General features: G+C 31.2%; 20 protein-coding genes and 2 pseudogenes. All 22 read right to left on the reverse strand.

The genetic code is table 11. From position 1 onward, the window contains the following. Positions 1-945: 945 nt before the first annotated feature. Positions 946-1,563 (reverse strand): VanZ family protein, encoded by a 618-nt coding sequence (locus ACJAX4_RS13560; protein WP_435789993.1) that lies wholly within the window; start codon positions 1,561-1,563, stop codon positions 946-948. A gap of 131 nt (positions 1,564-1,694) precedes the next feature. Then, complete coding sequence (locus ACJAX4_RS13565; RefSeq protein WP_435789994.1) at positions 1,695-2,018, reverse strand: zf-HC2 domain-containing protein; 324 nt, start codon at positions 2,016-2,018, stop codon at positions 1,695-1,697. Beyond that, positions 2,015-2,536 (reverse strand): RNA polymerase sigma factor, encoded by a 522-nt coding sequence (locus ACJAX4_RS13570; protein ID WP_435789995.1) that lies wholly within the window; start codon positions 2,534-2,536, stop codon positions 2,015-2,017. The genes ACJAX4_RS13565 and ACJAX4_RS13570 overlap by 4 nt, the downstream gene beginning before the upstream one ends. A 19-nt stretch (positions 2,537-2,555) precedes the next feature. Next, positions 2,556-2,864 (reverse strand): zf-HC2 domain-containing protein, encoded by a 309-nt coding sequence (locus ACJAX4_RS13575; RefSeq protein ID WP_435789996.1) that lies wholly within the window; start codon positions 2,862-2,864, stop codon positions 2,556-2,558. 3 nt (positions 2,865-2,867) lie between these two features. Next, a complete protein-coding gene (locus ACJAX4_RS13580) occupies positions 2,868-4,883 on the reverse strand; it encodes a hypothetical protein (RefSeq protein WP_435789997.1) in 2,016 nt (671 codons plus the stop codon). 480 nt (positions 4,884-5,363) lie between these two features. Continuing rightward, a complete protein-coding gene (locus ACJAX4_RS13585) occupies positions 5,364-5,921 on the reverse strand; it encodes a hypothetical protein (protein ID WP_435789998.1) in 558 nt (185 codons plus the stop codon). A gap of 391 nt (positions 5,922-6,312) precedes the next feature. Beyond that, positions 6,313-6,504 (reverse strand): annotated as a pseudogene (locus tag ACJAX4_RS13590) (ABC transporter ATP-binding protein); the annotation flags it as partial. Beyond that, positions 6,505-7,275: a lysostaphin resistance A-like protein gene (locus tag ACJAX4_RS13595; protein ID WP_435789999.1), complete on the reverse strand. Its 771-nt coding sequence runs from the start codon at positions 7,273-7,275 to the stop codon at positions 6,505-6,507. A 128-nt stretch (positions 7,276-7,403) separates the two neighbouring features. Beyond that, positions 7,404-7,631, reverse strand: coding sequence for a hypothetical protein (locus ACJAX4_RS13600; RefSeq protein ID WP_435790000.1), 228 nt, complete (start codon positions 7,629-7,631; stop codon positions 7,404-7,406). An 87-nt stretch (positions 7,632-7,718) separates the two neighbouring features. Next, complete coding sequence (locus tag ACJAX4_RS13605; protein WP_435790001.1) at positions 7,719-8,240, reverse strand: flavodoxin domain-containing protein; 522 nt, start codon at positions 8,238-8,240, stop codon at positions 7,719-7,721. Positions 8,241-8,336: 96 nt separating this feature from the next. Continuing rightward, the gene (locus tag ACJAX4_RS13610) at positions 8,337-9,638 is read right to left on the reverse strand and encodes an alpha/beta hydrolase family protein (protein ID WP_435790002.1); all 1,302 of its coding nucleotides are present in this window, start codon (positions 9,636-9,638) and stop codon (positions 8,337-8,339) included. Positions 9,639-9,713: 75 nt separating this feature from the next. Continuing rightward, positions 9,714-10,598, reverse strand: coding sequence for a hypothetical protein (locus ACJAX4_RS13615; RefSeq protein WP_435790003.1), 885 nt, complete (start codon positions 10,596-10,598; stop codon positions 9,714-9,716). Positions 10,599-10,678: 80 nt separating this feature from the next. Further along, positions 10,679-10,807 carry a hypothetical protein gene (locus ACJAX4_RS13620; protein WP_435790004.1) on the reverse strand — a complete coding sequence of 43 codons (129 nt, stop codon included), beginning with the start codon at positions 10,805-10,807 and terminating at the stop codon, positions 10,679-10,681. A 190-nt stretch (positions 10,808-10,997) separates the two neighbouring features. Beyond that, positions 10,998-11,213 carry a hypothetical protein gene (locus ACJAX4_RS13625; RefSeq protein ID WP_435790005.1) on the reverse strand — a complete coding sequence of 72 codons (216 nt, stop codon included), beginning with the start codon at positions 11,211-11,213 and terminating at the stop codon, positions 10,998-11,000. Continuing rightward, positions 11,164-11,397: a hypothetical protein gene (locus ACJAX4_RS13630; protein WP_435790006.1), complete on the reverse strand. Its 234-nt coding sequence runs from the start codon at positions 11,395-11,397 to the stop codon at positions 11,164-11,166. Before ACJAX4_RS13630 ends, ACJAX4_RS13625 begins: the two co-directional genes overlap by 50 nt. After that, on the reverse strand, positions 11,384-11,869 hold the full coding sequence (locus ACJAX4_RS13635; RefSeq protein WP_435790007.1) for a MarR family winged helix-turn-helix transcriptional regulator: 486 nt from the start codon (positions 11,867-11,869) through the stop codon (positions 11,384-11,386). Before ACJAX4_RS13635 ends, ACJAX4_RS13630 begins: the two co-directional genes overlap by 14 nt. 359 nt (positions 11,870-12,228) lie before the next feature. Beyond that, positions 12,229-12,591 carry a hypothetical protein gene (locus ACJAX4_RS13640; protein WP_435790008.1) on the reverse strand — a complete coding sequence of 121 codons (363 nt, stop codon included), beginning with the start codon at positions 12,589-12,591 and terminating at the stop codon, positions 12,229-12,231. Positions 12,592-12,620: 29 nt separating this feature from the next. Further along, on the reverse strand, positions 12,621-13,145 hold the full coding sequence (locus ACJAX4_RS13645; RefSeq protein WP_435790009.1) for a GNAT family N-acetyltransferase: 525 nt from the start codon (positions 13,143-13,145) through the stop codon (positions 12,621-12,623). A gap of 518 nt (positions 13,146-13,663) precedes the next feature. Continuing rightward, on the reverse strand, positions 13,664-14,677 hold the full coding sequence (locus ACJAX4_RS13650; protein WP_435790010.1) for an alpha-hydroxy-acid oxidizing protein: 1,014 nt from the start codon (positions 14,675-14,677) through the stop codon (positions 13,664-13,666). 12 nt (positions 14,678-14,689) lie between these two features. Next, positions 14,690-15,154 (reverse strand): DUF523 domain-containing protein, encoded by a 465-nt coding sequence (locus ACJAX4_RS13655; RefSeq protein WP_435790011.1) that lies wholly within the window; start codon positions 15,152-15,154, stop codon positions 14,690-14,692. Between the two features lie 12 nt (positions 15,155-15,166). Then, entirely contained in the window at positions 15,167-17,533 is a 2,367-nt protein-coding gene (locus tag ACJAX4_RS13660; RefSeq protein WP_435790012.1) for an endonuclease MutS2, read from the reverse strand. A 37-nt stretch (positions 17,534-17,570) separates the two neighbouring features. Beyond that, positions 17,571-17,870: pseudogene (locus ACJAX4_RS13665) on the reverse strand (U32 family peptidase); the annotation flags it as partial.

The raw sequence follows: 17,870 nt of genomic DNA on the forward strand, positions 1-17,870 counted from the left end.
CATATATTACCACTGAGTCGAGGTTTAAGAAAATTACGAAACTGTTATATGATATTTTTCTTATCATTTATGTAAATATCGAGTGCTTCAGTTGATTTAATGGCAAGTTTAATCATTGCAACAAGTGCTATTATATAAATGCGTTAGTTATCCAAACTGTATTTTCTAATCTGATGAGATTCTTTATATTTTTATTAATAAAGAATATTATACAATTGCCATTAACCATATATATACAATATATAATATTCGCATCATACTATCAATATAAATCAATATTTAAAAACCCCTCATCAACCATTGATATCGATGTCTTGTGATGATATATAACTATATTGTGAAAGTTTGTGATAGTAAAAGAGTGAAAATGAAGATTTCCAATATACCACCAACCCTGTAAATAAAAATTTTAAAATCGCCTTCATCTAATTCATTAATCGTGAAAATGCATCTAATAATATTTCGCATTTTAAAAACTAATACAGGGCAAATAATCATAAATAAGCCCATAATTAAAACTATAAAACAAAGAATTCGTGCAAATATCATAAATATACTCCTCCATCTAATTTATTAGCAACGTGCATGTTTACCAAGTCGGATTAATATTAATAATGTTGTAATTATTAATACTTAAATAATTCTCGCTGTAATTTACCTTCCTTTACATATTCTAAATTATAGACGAAAATATTAAGTGAAAAGTTTCAATAAAAAATAAAAAACAAAGCATTTATTAACGAACTTCTCCATAGCTAAGATTCAACTCTGTTTCAACTTTCTCATTAGGATAATTATTTTAACTGAAGACATTGCCATTAATGCTAACCTTTTTAATGTTTAATTTGTTAATTGGTTCAAGATTCATATATTTATAACTAACCTCGCCATTTTCATTTTGCACCTCAAAATAAACTCATTGCCTTTAGAAGTAGCAATTTGTATTTATATACTATAATCTACATTCCTCTGAATGCCATTTAAAAATTGTTTCTTAATAAATTTGAGTACAATCTTCTTATAAAATATATATCCTAGCCAAGCACCGAAGGTATTTAATATTATGTCATCAATATCGAATGACCTTCCCGTATTTCCTACATAGTAAGATAAAAGTTGAATAATCTCTATTCCAAAAGTGAATAAAAACGAATATAAAAGTGTATTTCTGATATTTTCAAACTTTCTCCATAATATTGGGAGTAATAAACCCAAAGGAAATAATAGTAACATATTCCCAAAAATATTTTTTATCCAAAACTTAATCATGAAATTATGCATTTCTGGTTGTTGAAAAGACATAGAAACATCCTTTATCGTATTAAATACTGGTACAACGTTTATTGAAACATTACCCTTTTGCCCAGTCCAATTTATAAATAGCGGGAATAAAGTTATTCCTACAAAACAGAGAATATAGACCGAAAAAATATCCACTATAATTTCTCTTTTAAATAGAAACTGACCTTTACTGCGACTTTTGAGGCTTGAAACTACTCTAACCATTATAATTATAGGTAAAATAATTATCAATAAAGCTTTGAAATCTAACATAACACCCATTTAAAACATCCTTTCGTTAACTTTTTAAACTATTAAATATATTAGTTAATCTTAATAGAAATTTAATCACTGTAGTTGATAGTTAACTCAAAAGCAAGTAATCACTTAGACAGATTGGTTATACTTGCTTTTTACATTCTAAAAATCATACCAATAGAAATAATTAGTATATATGCTATTAAGAAAATAACCACACCCCTTAATATGAGGTTTCCATAATATCTCATCCAAAACTCATGTTCTGTATTAAGTTTATAACTATCTTCACACTGCTTATCTATAGGCTCAGTTAATTTTACAGCTTCCTTAAGTCCAATATCTTCATGCATATCATCATAAAGTATTTTACAATCAGAGCAACTTTTAAGGTGCTCTGCTACTAATTTTGTGGTTTCTTCCTTACATAGTTTTTCTTCATAAAGAGGTAGTAAGTCTCTAATTACACTGCACTTCACAGTAGTTCACCTTCTTTTTCAAAGAATGTTTTGAACTGAATCCTAGCTCTATAAATAGTTGTCTTAACCTTAGATAAACTCCAATTTAAAGTATTAGCTATCTCCGCATAGGAAAGTTCATTAAGTTCACAGAGAATTAATACAGTTCTATATTCCTCTTTTAATTTATATAGTATTCTTATTACTTCCTTAGAATTCTCTCTATCTTCTACAATAATCTCAGGATTACCGTCTATCGCCACTAAATTACTAATTATACTTTGCTGCATAGGAACTCTCTCGATTTTTATCTCTTTTCTATACCAGGATACATATACATTATGCGCTATGCTGTAGAGCCAAGTTTTTATAGAAGACCTGCCCTCATAAGAATTAAGTGCTTTAAACGCTTTTAAAAATACCTCCTGACAGAGTTCTTCTGAAACATGACAATTAGTTGTCTGATAATATAAATATTTATAAATATCTGCCCTATGTTTTTTATAAATATCCTCCAGGGTCTTTACTTGCTCTTTCATAAAATTGTACTCCTATTCTTCACACAAATAGCCATATTGATGTCCATATGGCGAGCATTATCACTGCTGCTAATCCAAGTGTCATAACTATTTTAGCCTTTTTTATAGTTTTTTTATCTTCTTCAAATGTTGAATTAACCACATGGATGCTATAACTAGATTCATTTAGGTCAATATCTTCCTGGTAATTTTTTGTCCACTTAAAGCAATCCTCGCAATCTTCAATATGTGTATCCATCCAAATCTTTGTTTCCTCCTCCACCATTCCATCTATATAGGAAGGATATAAGTCTTTAAACGCAGAACACTGTCTTTTATCTCTATTCAATTCTTAACCCTCCCTTATATTTTGAAGAGCATCTATCTCACCAGTATTTACATCAACAAAGTATATATGATGCTCCCTGCTCATATAAGGCATAACAATCACCATCCATTTTAGCTTAGTATCACCACTCGGCTGTAATTCTTCAATAAGTTTAGCTCTTTTCGCGTATATATTGAAGAATTTATATTTATTATCTACTAGTTTAAGAGCACGATTTTTCGAAATTTTAAATTCTTTTTCGCTATATTTAGTTGTATCTCCATAGTTAAATTCTGTATAAGAGCTAAGTTTACCTTCATTATTCAGGTAGATATTTATGCCACTTGTTACTCCTTTGTCTTCATTAATAAATGAATAGTAGGAATACTCATTATATTCAATACCAAGACTGTATTTATCTTTTTCATTAGTTGGAATTAATCTTTCAAATAATTTTATAGCTTTATCCTTATGCTTTTCATATTGGATTTTATCGAATATATCCCTGTTTTGTCTATCACGCTGAAAACTTCTTACAGTACCATCATTGATATCTAACTTTAGATAATTACCATTATCACAAATTAAACTTAATGTATTAAATTTATTAGAATAAGCTGTCAAATTATATAAGCCATCTCCATCCATTGCATAAGCTGGGGCTTTTTCTCCAAGCTTTTCATACCAGGTATTTATACTCCTTTGAATTATTGCTTCGTCAATCTTAATTTCCTTATTATCTTTTAAATTTAGTAAGCCACCAGAACCAAACATATAATTAAGCTTTCCATTTCTAAACCAACTAACTTTTGAATTATTTAAATCCCTTAACTTATTTGATTTACCATTAGAAAATTTGTTTTTAATTGTCACTTCATAGTAATCCTCTTTCTCTTCAATATCCATTTCTGATTTTTCTGCTTCATAGTTGTAGCCGCATTGTCTTAAAAAGTAAATTGTTTTATCCCTAACTTCATCAAGTTTTAATGTGCCAGGCTCCTCAGCACTCTTTAAGTTACTATTATGAATTTCAGATACTTTCCCTGTAACCTCACTTACATTTATATTATAATCACCTAGAACAATATAGAAAAAATTATAAAAATCCATTCTGGTACCTGAGTTTAATACAAGTTTACTTTTATTATCTTCTAAGGCATTTCTAGCTACCTTTTCAGCCTCTTGTATCGTTGTCAACTTAATACTTTTATTAAATAACATGGAAACCATTTGGTTCTCATTACTCCTTATAGGATTTATTCCACAAAAGGTTACCCCTAATATAACAACTAACAAAATAAATGTTGATGAACATAGCTTTAACTTTTTCCATAAAGCCTTTGTACTCTTAGCTTTCATGCGCTCCACTATATGCCTTGAACCTTCATACAATCCAAGTAATAATAGAAATATTGGTAGAGCAAAAGGAAATTCACTTCTTAAACAAAGTAAAATAATTACTTCTGGAATTGCCACCATGAAAAATATACGATACACTTTAATATTTTGCTTCCAATATACTTGGAAAAATAGATAAATCATTAAAATCATTATAAACAATATTCCTAAGTAAAAAAGACTCATTAATTCAAATCTTTCTTTTGTTATATAAATTGCTGTTGCCGTAAAGGTGTATACAATCGGTAGACTTACCATTGCTATATCAAAGCTATGGAAAAAGCCCCTGAATTTATTTATCCCTATTGTAAGTACATCATAAACTCCAACTACAAGAACATATGCAAAGAATACATAACTTGAAAGCTGAGCTACAACATATTCTTTACCTCCATAATAACTGAGCAGTGGACTTATTTTAGTGTGATGAGCAAACTCCATTGTAAACCCTATAAACATTAAAAACCTTATAACTACGCCTAGCCAAGGCATATATTTTTCATAAAGCTCTGACTTGAAAAACAGATAATAAAGGGAAAATATAGCTGTTAAAACAAGGCATATTCCTATTAACTTAATTGAAAAATCACTTAATATAACGTTATTCTGAAAGTGCTCCACTATTTTTTGTAAGAATGTCATATATATAAAATCTCCTTTTCATTTATTGCTATACAGATGTTTTTTTGAAGCTTCTTAGATTTAGACGCAAAAATCAGAAAAAAGTTACACTACAAAAGAAGAACAATGACAAATTTACAATATCTCTCGTTTACTGCGAAGCAAAATAACACTTATATATTAATAAATGCTCTCTATGGTGCTCATATTCTCTGAATAATATATCTATTTTAAATATAAAAAGCACCTATAAATTAATATAGGATGCTAAAATGGTTTATTTGTGATTGCAAATATTTTTTCGTTTTTAGTAATTCATTTTTAGAAATTCTACTTCTTTCTTTTTATATTAGTTATAGCTATCCTAATGTAATCTCTCATACGAAAGTAGCTTATTTCTTCATCAATTAAAAAAATAAACCCCTGGGTATTTGTGAAGACTTTCCTGAGCTTTCTAACTCATAATCTATTGCTTGTGCCATCCTATGAGAAAATTATTCATTAATAATCCGCTTCAGGAACATAAATTTGTGTGACGACAGTATCTTCGGCTTGACCATTTTCATCTAAAATTTCTGTACTTAACATATAATAGGTATCTTCTTTACCAGGGAGAAATGTTGAGAAATACTCTTTGTAAGAAGCAGATGTAATGGTGTCAATATATACTTTTTCTTCTTCTATTACCTCCAGTAACTTGTATTCCTTATCACGTTCTGTTAGTTGAAATCGAACATCTCTACCCAATTTGGCTCCATGTGCCGACATTGCCATCAACGATATAGACACCTCCGTGTTGGGGTCTATAACCCCCGCTGAAATACCAAAACTGATATTCCCATTTCCTTCGCTGAACCATTTTCCAGTAAAGTCAGCGTATTCTGTTCTCTGGCTGGCATCAAAAACTATTCCACCAATATTGAAAGAATTGGAATTTTCTTCTCTATCATTCCTTTGTAATTTTATATTGTAAATATTTAAAGAAGAAATAATTATAATTAATAAAAAAATTATGGTCGAGAGAATATATATTATATGTTTTTTTCTTTCCATAGCCAATAACCTTTCCCTTCATAATAAATTTTATATAATGCTATTCTACTGAATTAAACTTCCTCGTTAGTTGAATAAGAAACATACATTATATCGTGAACTTAGATAACCTAAGTGTATAATAGGTTTCGGTATTTTCTCTTAGATTTCCTTTAATAATCAAGTTATTTATCTGAGATTCTATTGGTTCATAATAAATTACGACTACGTCTCAATCAGGTCAAACCTAACAACTTACTACCAATTATTTTCCAGTTCTAAATGACCTATAACTAGTGCCATCCCGACAACAATGTCTGGCTATTCCTTAAATATAGGCGAATTCCCGACGTTGGCGTCGTTTATTATAACTCTAGATGATATAATTAACCCGTTTCTTAAAATATTTCCTCATTAGTAACATTTTTAATGGATTTCTAATTTCCTTAAATCCTATTGAATTAAGACCATTTATTGGCTCATCTAATATTAAAGACTCAGGCCTCGTTATAATTGCCCTTTTATCGTAAAATCCCATGTACTCGCAATGAAGTTCTAAATTTTCTCTGCCAGTTAGTTTATCATAAAATACAGGATACTCAATAATGCTTCATCTAATTATTGTTTTGCCAATTCTAAACTTTTTATTTTTTAATATACTAAACAGGTAACTAGCGTAAGCTACTAAAAAAACAGTAAGTATACCACTAGCTATATACTCAAGATTAACATTGCCAGAGTTGTCCTTAGTTATATAAGCTAATGCATCATACATAAAATGAAAGGAAATAAGTGGGATTATATTATCTACAACAGTTATCAGTTGTGAAAGAATGATACCCACTAAAAAAGCGTTTAAAACTTGTAATATAGTACTTAAAATATCCCCATTAAGCCCATTTGCCATGTGCAGAACTCCAAAGAATATAGAAGAAAAGATTATATAAAAAGTTCCGCCCTTTGATTTCAATTTTTCTTTGATAATTCCTCTAAAAATAAATTCTTCAGTATATCCAACAAGAAATGTAAATATTATAATGCTCATAACTACTTTTAGTGATAAATCTGTATTAATTCCGCCAAGTGTAGGTATAACTAGTGCAATAACTAGTAAGGGAATGTAATAAAGTACTTCCTTAGTTTTTGGTAATTCGACCCTATGAAATCCGAACATTGAGAGTCTTCTACCATTGCTTGTCATATATACTGTGATTATGACTGCCATTACTAAAAATGCGCCTGTTTGAGCCATTATAGTTTCATCATTATTAAACTTAAGTATTGAGGAAATTGCACTTGCAAACGTAACTAGAACAGTTAATATGACTCCCAACATAATCGAGAATACGATAGGATGACCCTTCGATACTTTTTCTTTCATTCTAATTCGCCTCTTCTTTTTTATTATTTTGAAAATAAACCACATTTACTATAATTTTATTGTACAATATAGAATTCTCTTTTTTATTAAGCATATATTACAAAATCCTTAAGTTCAAAAGAAGATCTTTAATAATTTATTCTCTTTAGCTTAAAAGTAAAGCTAGTTTTCTCATATGGTTTGCTATTAAGAATAATTTCTCCTCCTAATTTATCATGACAGCTTAAATTAAGCCCTATAAATTTGCCATCACTTCCATACCTTATAGAATTATAAATTAAATTATTCATTATTCTTTCTAGGGACTCTTGGTTACCAAGTACACATATACTTGTTTCAGTAATATCTATATTCAATTCATAACACCATTTCGCTAATGGCCATATCATTAATTATATTTAATGTTTTTTATTAATATAATGAAAATATGAATATAACATAATTTATGAATTAACATAGGTTATTATTTCATCTATATTTTTCTTCCTTGTAAAATCAACTGGTTTGTCATAACTACCTAGCATACCTCTTTCATCAGGTGTTAATTTCTTTTTCATTTTGATCTTGCATTTAAGTAATGTCATAAGTGCTTTATCAAATGTTTTTAGCTTACTATAATCAAATCCACCCCTTAAGTAAAAGAATTTTATATATTTCTGTTCCTCAGAAGTAAAGTTTTTATCTCTCAGTTCACTTATTACCTCTTCTCTAAATGGGGACACTCCTGTTGCAAAAACAATATTTTTTTTATTTTTGAGTTTATCCAAGTTTTGTGTTATATACTTTGTACCATTGATACCACCAGCATACAGTCCGCCACCGTAGATTAGGGTGTCATAGGCTGTCAGCATATTTATATTAATTGTTGAAACCTCAAAAATATCAGCAGATAACTCCTCTGAAATCCATTCTGCATATTGCTTTGAGAAACCAGTTTTCGATTTATATATTACTACTATTTTCATAATTTCCACCTCTTACACTATATTTTTTTAATCTGGGCTTCACCATAAGAAAGAAATGCAAACTTATCTTCTAACCTTTCATATTCCAAATGAAACCTAATACATACCATCTGCCGTAAACTCGCCCTTTCCCTTTAGATAGCTGTCGAAAAATTCAAGGCAGATTTTGTTTATCGTCTTGAGACAGTATTCGGTGCCTGTGGTGGATTTCTTCCCGTTGAACATTCGCGTGAGGAATGGACTTGCAAGTGCCAAATCTGTTAGGTTGAAATGCCCGACACCACTCATGTGGACATTAAATGCGGTTGCATTGGTACCATAAAGCAGGGCGTAATTTTCCTCGTATTGTGGCCACTGAGCTAGATTGCTCCATGAGCTATCTGAATACACATTAAGCACAGGCACTGGATAGATATCATCTTTAAAGACGAACTCGCCGTCCTTAACACTCTCAATATCACACATGAATGGAGATTCCAGCGCAATAATTGCGCTAACATCATCTCTCATTCTACCTATGCCAAGTGCTGCCGAGCCTCCAAGAGAATGTCCCATAACTCCGATTTTTGATGTATCCACAAGTTTGTATGCTGTATCAGCATTATTGTTTTCTGACTCTGAAAGTATATGATCTATCACAAAATCTATATCACCGGTGCGTATTTTCATCCATTTTTGATAATACTCATAGCTTTTTTGTCTGTCAGCTAGTGCGTTCTCGGCGGAAACATCCTTCATATACCCCATATCTATACGTGTCGTACGCCCATCATCACCTTTAGTGTATAAGCATTGGTAAGTATGGTCAATTGAGCATACAACATAACCCTGACTTGCGAGTTCATTATAAAGCGATTTATTGCTCGTTTTAGTTCCAAATCCACCATGCGAAAAAATTATCAGTGGATACCTTTTGTCTGCATTTTCGGGATACCACAGTTGCACATTCAGCTTTCTGCTTTCTCCCGTATCGGTATAAGTTTCAACACGTTTTGTATCAGTGTATGTGTGGGTTATGGTTGCAACCTTATATTCGCCTGTCACCTCCATCGCCTTATGCTGTGGAAATATTATTGCCGGCAGAGTTAACGTAAATATAAGCACCGTCATTCCAATTGCTTTCAAAACAACACGCGCTGATTTGTATGCTTTTTTCTCTTCCTTCTTATGAATTAATGCAATCGCTCCAATTATTGCAAGCAAAAGTAACAAGGCTGCTAGAGCATAATATCGAGAGCTCCAGTCAATTATCGGTAGAATTGTGAGCACTACAAAGCCTATAAATGCAGCAATTCTGCTAATATTTCTTAGCTTTTGTTGGTTAGATTTTGTAATAATGCAGAAAACTGAAAACGCGATTTCAGCAACAACTATCATAGAAAATATTAAAATACCCATTTTTCATTACCCCCTCTTAACTTAATCTCTATTGGAATTATATCTTGCAATTGTTTATCAAACCTAAAGATAACCTTATTTCTTATTCTCTTTATAGATTTTTTCATCTATATTTCTCATAATTAATATTATAAAGTAAACTAAAAGCAAATTAAATATAGTGAACATTAAAATTTGAACCAAAGGTACATATACACCAGAATGAATTTGCACAATAATCATTGCTATTATTGCAGTTAACAATGTTACTTCTTTGATACATATAACAGCAGCCAATATATATCCAAAAGGCTTTCTTTTAATTAAGAGTATACCAGCTAGTATGGTAGTTGGTACCAGAAAGCCAAGATCCAAAGCTTGAATAGTAAGGGTAGCATATTGCTCCAAAATCTTAGGAGTGATTCCTTGTTTAAGAGCTGGTAGAATTATTCCAAGCCACATCATCCCCACAGCAATGGATATAAATATAAGAAATCCGCCGATTAATTTAACGGGAAGCTTTTTTGAAAAGCAAGAGCAAATGGTTTCAAGATTGAATGACATCATAGTAAGGGTAAAGGCATAGAAGCTTAAGGCCATGAGCATTACATATATTAGAAAGAAGCTGTTAAACATACTGAGAAAACTATAAGAGGTATAGGTGTATAAAAAATAACCTAAGGTACCAGCTAAAAGTAGTTTACCTTTCAATAAATTTCTTCTGTAAATAAACACTGAAATTAATAGTAGAGGTAAGCCCATTACTAAAGTTACTATGTCCTGTCCTACTGCTTGTGAACCGCAAGAAACAGAATCATTTTTATAGACCCCCTTAGCATACAGCTTAACAGTTTGACCCGAAATAGCCTTAAATTCTTTTTTGTTTGAAATATCTCTAGAAAAAATCCCGTAGGAGGAAGTAATCGTTGCCAAAATAAAAATAATTAGTGCGAGGGTAGTAATAGATTTTTTGTATTTCATAGTAGATCCAATCTCCTTATTTAGTTATGTGTTTATATTTTGTTAAACTACACCTTAGCCTCTTCACTCCTATTATCCATTTAATTAATATATAACTGTAGTTTATGCATTACCCATTCTCTTTCAAGCATAGTATCCACTTTGTTAGCAACTAAGAAAATCACTCCAAATAAATATTGCCTGTCACTCATCTTTTCAACCTTACTCATAATTAACTTTCCCTCTGTAATTCTAATATATTATATATATAGGTAATATATTACCTATATATATAATATATTAGTTTTCCCTTTATTTGTCAATAATTTTTTAAATATAATTCAATTATTTTCCATATCTATTTAAATTACTCTTACCATGTCTTAATATATAAATATTCATAAGCTAAAATATCTACTTCTATACCCTCTTCCAATAGTTTTTCTGATAAGGCTTTCTTTTTTCTAATTCGCCCAAAATCATCTTTGTAAATTTATCTTTACAAACACTGTTTTTGATGAATGTAAAATTGTGCATATGCTTGTCCTGTAAATTTTCATCGTAAAATCTTATAATTTCAGTATCTTCATGGCTTTCGGTGAATTTCTTTGTTTTTAAGAGTAACATTGACTTCATTAGACCATCTTCCACCGTTATATTCCCCTTTATATAATCCATCTTTAAGTTGTGTAGCATCAATGGAATTGATAATCATATTTTTGCCAGGATTTAATCCCCTTGTCATATATAAACCTGTATCGCTAATAATCAATACTAATAAAAAAATGCCACCTAAAATATTTTTATTAAACTTCCTCACTGGAATTCCCCCCGCTTTTATTATCCATCTCATTAATATTTAACTGCATCTTCTGCATTACTCTTCTCGCAACTTCTAATTCATCTTTTTCTATATTTTTAAACAATGCCCCAGTAAATGATGTACCTTCCCCTCTAAGCTTTGTCCAAAAATCATAGCTGCTCTCAGACAACTTAAGTCTAGTTATACGTGCATCTTTTATATCCTTCTGCAAAATCAATAACTCCTTTTGCTGTAGCTTTAAAGCAACCTGTTTGACGTTCTGATGTGAACTTCCCATTTCCTTTGCAACCTCTTTGATTGTAGGTGGCTCATCAAATAAATTTTCTATGATAACTGATAAGAACCACTGCTTTGTTGTAATACCAAATCGTTTAAATTCTCTTTCAAGCATAGTATCCACTCTGTTAGCAACTATGAAAATCACTCCAAATAAATATTGTCTGTCACTCATCTTTTCAGCCTTGTTCATAATCAACATCCTCTCTGTATTTTTAGTAGGTTGCATATATAAGTAATATGTTACCTATTTATATAATATATTACCTTTACCTTGGTTTGTCAATGATTTTTAATGCTATTTTGATTGATTTTATAAGTTTAATATATAGAGAATCGAAATTAAATACAATATTGATTTATTCATAGATAAATAGACCTTTTTATCTAACGTTTAGAGATACTTCTTCCCTTTATACTTTAAAAATAAAGTATTTGTTTAAAATCATTATATCTAGCGAACTATTTCAAGGTATTTTCACCACCATATACTCCTCCTTTTTATTCTGCAGTATCATACTTCTATATCAGTGTGGCACCTTAAGAATATTTTTAATTAAGAATATCTACCACCTTTTCTTTTTTCCACCGAATAATTATTAGTATTAATCCAGTTAAAACTAAAATGGAATAAGCTACTAGTAGAAAGTCTTTAGAAACATAAACAACTGTTAATCTGTTAAGGAGAAAAGTGTTAGATATGAATATGCCAATAAAAGTTATTGGTACTAGCACTCCTATAAGTGTCATGTAATTAGGTACTATCCTCGAAATATAGGTTGCTATTAAAGTAATAACAAATCCTAGTACATATATCGCTAATACTGTAAGTGCTATATACTGTATAAAACTAATATTAAGCCAAGATAAATACCCTAAGTTAAAAACTGAATTTATGCTAGAACTTAAGAACATTCCTACCCCTCCGAATAACCACCTATTTTTTATAATCTGCTATTAGTTGTTGGAATGCTATATTTATACAGATTTTCATTATCCTCTTCATCAAAAATAATTCCTAATAATTCCCCATTATTCTTTTCTATAATTTTTTTTGAAGCTATATTAGCTATGCTACAAGCTGCAATTACATCTTTTATTCCTATTTTTTCTGATTCACCCAATGCTAATTTTAGAATTTTAGTACCATAACCTTTATTTCTATAACATGGTGATATATCATAACCTATATGACCAGAACACTCTATTTCTTGGTGTCTAATTCGCACTACTCCTACTACTTCATTATTATCTATTAACCAAAATGTTGAGGTTGTAACCCATCCCTGAGGTAAATCTATTCCTTTAGAAATATTGTGTAAGTCGTTTAAATATCCATCAAAATTCTCTAATCCCTTATTATATATATTCAAATAACAATTATCATTTGTTTTTCTATATGCTAAAACATAATTTTCAAAACTCTTTTGATATTCTTTTCTTGGCTCAACTAAAAATAAATCATTCATAATGTATCCCCCACTTTTTATAAGTTCATTCGCGTTTTTCTACAGAGCCGCACCATCATTTTTTTAGTGACGGAACATAAACTTCTGATTAAATATTCTTTCTTCTGACTCTTATGACCCCGACACAAATGTCTGGCTATTCATAAAATATAGATGCATTCCCTGCATTGATGTCATGTATTATAACTCTAACCGATTTAATAACGTTACTTTTATTTATAAAATCAACATATTCACAGCTATTATTTAACAGAGAAAAATCTTTATAAAACATGATTATAGGCATTAGTTACATAAGATTTTACAATCAATGCAACTAAATTTATATTTATACTTATTTCAACACAAAACTACCTTTTTCCTTCAAGATTTGTAAAATAAGGTAAAAAACAAGGCATAAAGCTAGGTTTTACTAACCTCATGCTTAAATTATTTACTTGTCAGTCCTCTTTATAACAAGACCTATCTATCTTGATGTCCGTAAAAAAAGCCACTAAAATTTAGTGACTTTCAATTATCTAGTATAAAATTCTATTATCCACACTTTCTATGGAATTACATCCTGTAAGAACCATAGCCGATTTTAATTCGCCTTTTATTGTATCAATGTAAGATTTAACGCCTTCAGCTTTGCCTCCAAAAGATGCAGTTACAAATGGTCTACCAATAAGTACAGCATCAGCACCTAGTGCTAACAGTTTAAGTATATCAGGACCGCTTCTAACTCCACCATCGGCTAAAATAATTACTTTGCCCTTAACTTCCTCCGCAATTTCACCTAGTACATGTGCAACACCAGGAGTTTGGTCTAGTACTCTTCCTCCATGATTTGATACAACGATTGCAGCTACCCCTGCTTCTACAGCAAGTTTTGCATCATCTGGAGTCATTATCCCCTTAAGAATAAACGGAAGCTTAGTGGATGCAACAATTTCTTTAATCTCTTCTACAGTTTTAGGCATAACTGGTTTGCCAGCAAGTGCTAGGGTAATAAGACCACAAGCATCTATATCCATGCCTATAGCAAAAGCACCTGACTTTTCTGCTAATTTGATTTTTTCTATGACATTCGCATTTGTCCAAGGCTTTATTATTACAATTCCATTTCCACCCTGTTTTTCTAATTCTGAAAGATTAGTTGTAAGAAATGAATCTACAGCGGTATCTCCTACCATAGGGAAAATACCTGCTGAAAGACATCCACTTATAACCCAAGATATGTACTCCTCTTCACTAAATTTACCACCCATATTTAAGCTAGTGCCAGATATCGGAGCTGCGAATACAGGCATATCCATTTTTCGGCCAAATAATTCTATAGATGTATCAGGATCTTTTGCATCATGTATAGTTCTCATATTAAGTTTATACTCCGCTAGCGCCTCTATGTTGATTTTAAATGCATCTCCAGTTCCTTTGCCACCCATTCCAGGCACCTCGCCAGCACAAGCCACACCATTACATACAGGACACACTCTACAACTTTTATTTAAATTACCTTTAGCTTCTTTTAAAACGTCTTTATAACTCATTTTATTTTCCCCCTAATTTATATTTGTTAAATCATCTAGATTTTCCTCTGTAAAAATTTTTATGCCACTTTCTAATAATAACTCCGCAGTAACTCCATTACCAGGCCTTTTAACTCCGTTAAAAGTTCCATTGTAAATTTCAGGTGTTCCGCAAGAAGGACTTCTTGCCTTTAAAATAGCAATACTAGCACCGGATATTTGTGCTATTTTTAGAGTTTCATAAGCTCCTTTTAAAAACTCAGAGGTTACATCATCACCAGAAGGTCCAAGAATTCTAGCGTTGCCATCCAGCACATCCCTACCGGTTCCTTTAATAATTTCATGTGGAGCCCTAGGAGTGTTTTGCCCACCTAGTTGTTCTGGACAAACAGGAATTGCTTTTCCTTCTTTTAAAAGTCTAAGCACTCTTTCATCTAAATTATTGCCACCATCATACTTACAATTAATGCCACATAAACAAGCACTTACAATAATCATTCTACCACCGCCCTATTTAAGTTCTACCATAGTAACACCGCTACCACCTTCACCATAATCTCCAAGTCTATAGGTTCTAGCATGTCCATGCCTCTTTAACATGTCAGTAATCGCAGTTCGAAGAACCCCTGTGCCCTTACCATGGATAATGGTAATTTCTTTAAGGCCACCTAAATAGGCGTCATCTAAATACTTATCAACAGTATATATGGCTTCCTGAGAGTCCATACCTCTCAAATCCACTGATGAGGATACACTTCTTAAATTCAGCTTCATCTCTCTTTTTTTTATCTTTGCCTTTTTTTTATCTTCTTCAGTAACTTTTGACACCCGTAAATCTTTCACTTTAACATTTATTTTTATGATGCCTGCTTGAACCTGTACTTCACCTTTACTGTCTGGTTTAGAAATTACAATAACCTTTTGGTTAAGAGATGGCAAATATACTTCTTCACCTTCTTTTACAGTTTTTAACGTCTCACCTAGCTCTTCTGTGTTTTTTTGCGTATGCAAATCCAATTTTTCAAGTTTATTTTTTATCTTTATTCTTTCTTCTTCAAGCTTTTGCCTTGCGTCAGATGAGTAACCCAGTTTTTCGAGTTCTCTCATGTTTTTAATAATGTCATCTGATTCTTCCTTAGCATTTCTAATTAATAGCTTAGCTTCTCGTTGAGCCTGATACATTGCATTTTCTCTGATATTTTCCATTTTATATAGCTTTTCCTGATATTTTTCTTTAAGTTTAGTAGCTTCTAATTTCAATCCTTCTGCCTCTCTTGCATCTCTTTCTGCCTTTATGCTCTTTTCTTGAAGAGTTTGAACTAATTCTTCAAACTCTAGAGTGTCTTTAGAAATATTCGCTCTAGCATTCTTAATGATGTAATCAGGAAGACCTAATCTCTTAGAAATTTCAAAAGCATTTGATTTACCTGGTATTCCAATTATTAATCTATAGGTAGGGCTTAATGTATCAACATCAAATTCTACAGAAGCATTTTCTACCCCTGTTGTTTTTAGTGCATATCCTTTTAATTCACTATAATGTGTGGTTGCCACAACTTTTGTACCTCTTGCTCTTAAATCTTCTAAGATTGAAACTGCAAGTGCTGCACCTTCTGTTGGATCTGTTCCAGCCCCTAATTCATCAAATAGTGCCAGAGATTTTATATCTGCCTTTTCAATGATATTTACTATGTTTGTCATATGAGATGAAAAAGTAGATAGGCTTTGTTCTATACTCTGTTCATCACCAATGTCTGCAAAAATTTCATCAAAAAAACTAATGGTGGAGCCTTCCCTAGCTGGAATTAACATTCCACTCATAGCCATTAACTGGATTATGCCTACAGTTTTTAAAGTTACTGTTTTACCACCAGTATTCGGGCCTGTTATTACTAATGATGTAAAATCTTGCCCTAAATAAATATTACTTGATATTACGTCCCTCGGATCTATCAGTGGGTGCCTAGCGTCAATTATATCTATTATACCCTCTTCATTAACTCTAGGGCTAGTAGCATTAATTTCAATAGCGTACCTTGCCTTTGCAAAAATAAAATCTAACTCCCATACTATATTTGCATTGTTTGAAACGATACTTATATTTTCATATATTTTATAGGAAAGTTCAGCTAATATTCTTTCAACCTCAGCTTTTTCCTTTAACATAATTTCTTTAATCTCATTATTCAAGTTTACAAGACTCATTGGCTCAATGAATAATGTAGCACCTGAGGAGCTCTGATCATGAACTATACCTGGAACGCTCCCTTTATGCTCTATTTTAACAGGAATTACATATCTATCCCCTCTTATAGTATAAAGACTTTCTTGAAGGTATTTTGCATTCGATCTAACGAGTGATGTCACTTTATCTTTTACAGAAGCATTTTTTTCTTTTAGCGATTTTCTTAAATTGAAAAGCAAACTACTAGCTCTATCCGAAAGTTCTTCATCACTTATTATAGCTATAAATATTTCATCTTCTAATTTTTTTATTGGAACAATTCCAATACATATATCTTCTAAAACTCTAGTAGATGCCTGGCCTTCGCGATTACCAACATAGTTCTGAAATAATCTAGCACACCTTAGCATTTGTGCTATTCGAATTAGCTGTGATGGCATAAGAGATGCCTCTTTAGAGGCCCTTATTATTGCACTTCTAACATCATATATTCCCTCAAAAGGTGCACTCCCTTTTGTTGATAAGAGTAGTAGAGCCTCATTAGTTTCCTGTAAGTGTTCTTTCACTTCGTAAACATTAGAATAAGGCTCCAAATTATCTATTATATCTTTGCCTGCCGTAGTGTGCGTGTACTCCTTTATTTTATCTTTAATTTTAAAGTATTCTAAAACCTTTAATGATTTTTTATTCATAACTTCACCGTTTTCCTTTTATCATATATTTTCTGACTTAATCAACACCACGTTTGAAGTGGCCTCGAGTATAGTTCTTAAATTCTCCACACCATTCTTTTTTAATGTAATTATGAAGAACCTCTAGAGTTTCCTCATAGGTTTCACCTAAAAAATCTAGTCTAAAGGAGTAAATATTTTTTTTTATAATTTCTGGCATATTAGAAATCAAATTTACTGGAACATTATTATAAATATAGCTTCTACAATATTCATCTGAGCTAATACTGAATTCTTCACCTTTTCTGTCTTTAAGTGTATAACATCCTTTGGTACATTTTTCTACGCAAGCATTTTT

The sequence above is a fragment of the Clostridium sp. genome (genome assembly GCF_051278035.1).
Taxonomy (GTDB): domain Bacteria; phylum Bacillota; class Clostridia; order Clostridiales; family Clostridiaceae; genus Clostridium_AD.

What these genes read in the sequence shown, in the direction of transcription:
- ACJAX4_RS13635 (WP_435790007.1), bottom strand. Translation starts at nt 11,869, where the DNA reads ATGAACAAGGCTGAAAAGATGAGTGACAGACAATATTTATTTGGAGTG.
- ACJAX4_RS13615 (WP_435790003.1), bottom strand. Translation starts at nt 10,598, where the DNA reads ATGAAATACAAAAAATCTATTACTACCCTCGCACTAATTATTTTTATT.
- ACJAX4_RS13650 (WP_435790010.1), bottom strand. Translation starts at nt 14,677, where the DNA reads ATGAGTTATAAAGACGTTTTAAAAGAAGCTAAAGGTAATTTAAATAAA.
- ACJAX4_RS13620 (WP_435790004.1), bottom strand. Translation starts at nt 10,807, where the DNA reads ATGAGTAAGGTTGAAAAGATGAGTGACAGGCAATATTTATTTGGAGTG.
- ACJAX4_RS13625 (WP_435790005.1), bottom strand. Translation starts at nt 11,213, where the DNA reads ATGAAGTCAATGTTACTCTTAAAAACAAAGAAATTCACCGAAAGCCAT.
- ACJAX4_RS13570 (WP_435789995.1), bottom strand. Translation starts at nt 2,536, where the DNA reads ATGAAAGAGCAAGTAAAGACCCTGGAGGATATTTATAAAAAACATAGG.
- ACJAX4_RS13640 (WP_435790008.1), bottom strand. Translation starts at nt 12,591, where the DNA reads ATGTTCTTAAGTTCTAGCATAAATTCAGTTTTTAACTTAGGGTATTTA.
- ACJAX4_RS13595 (WP_435789999.1), bottom strand. Translation starts at nt 7,275, where the DNA reads ATGAAAGAAAAAGTATCGAAGGGTCATCCTATCGTATTCTCGATTATG.
- ACJAX4_RS13605 (WP_435790001.1), bottom strand. Translation starts at nt 8,240, where the DNA reads ATGAAAATAGTAGTAATATATAAATCGAAAACTGGTTTCTCAAAGCAA.
- ACJAX4_RS13655 (WP_435790011.1), bottom strand. Translation starts at nt 15,154, where the DNA reads ATGATTATTGTAAGTGCTTGTTTATGTGGCATTAATTGTAAGTATGAT.
- ACJAX4_RS13645 (WP_435790009.1), bottom strand. Translation starts at nt 13,145, where the DNA reads ATGAATGATTTATTTTTAGTTGAGCCAAGAAAAGAATATCAAAAGAGT.
- ACJAX4_RS13660 (WP_435790012.1), bottom strand. Translation starts at nt 17,533, where the DNA reads ATGAATAAAAAATCATTAAAGGTTTTAGAATACTTTAAAATTAAAGAT.
- ACJAX4_RS13580 (WP_435789997.1), bottom strand. Translation starts at nt 4,883, where the DNA reads ATGACATTCTTACAAAAAATAGTGGAGCACTTTCAGAATAACGTTATA.
- ACJAX4_RS13610 (WP_435790002.1), bottom strand. Translation starts at nt 9,638, where the DNA reads ATGGGTATTTTAATATTTTCTATGATAGTTGTTGCTGAAATCGCGTTT.
- ACJAX4_RS13560 (WP_435789993.1), bottom strand. Translation starts at nt 1,563, where the DNA reads ATGGGTGTTATGTTAGATTTCAAAGCTTTATTGATAATTATTTTACCT.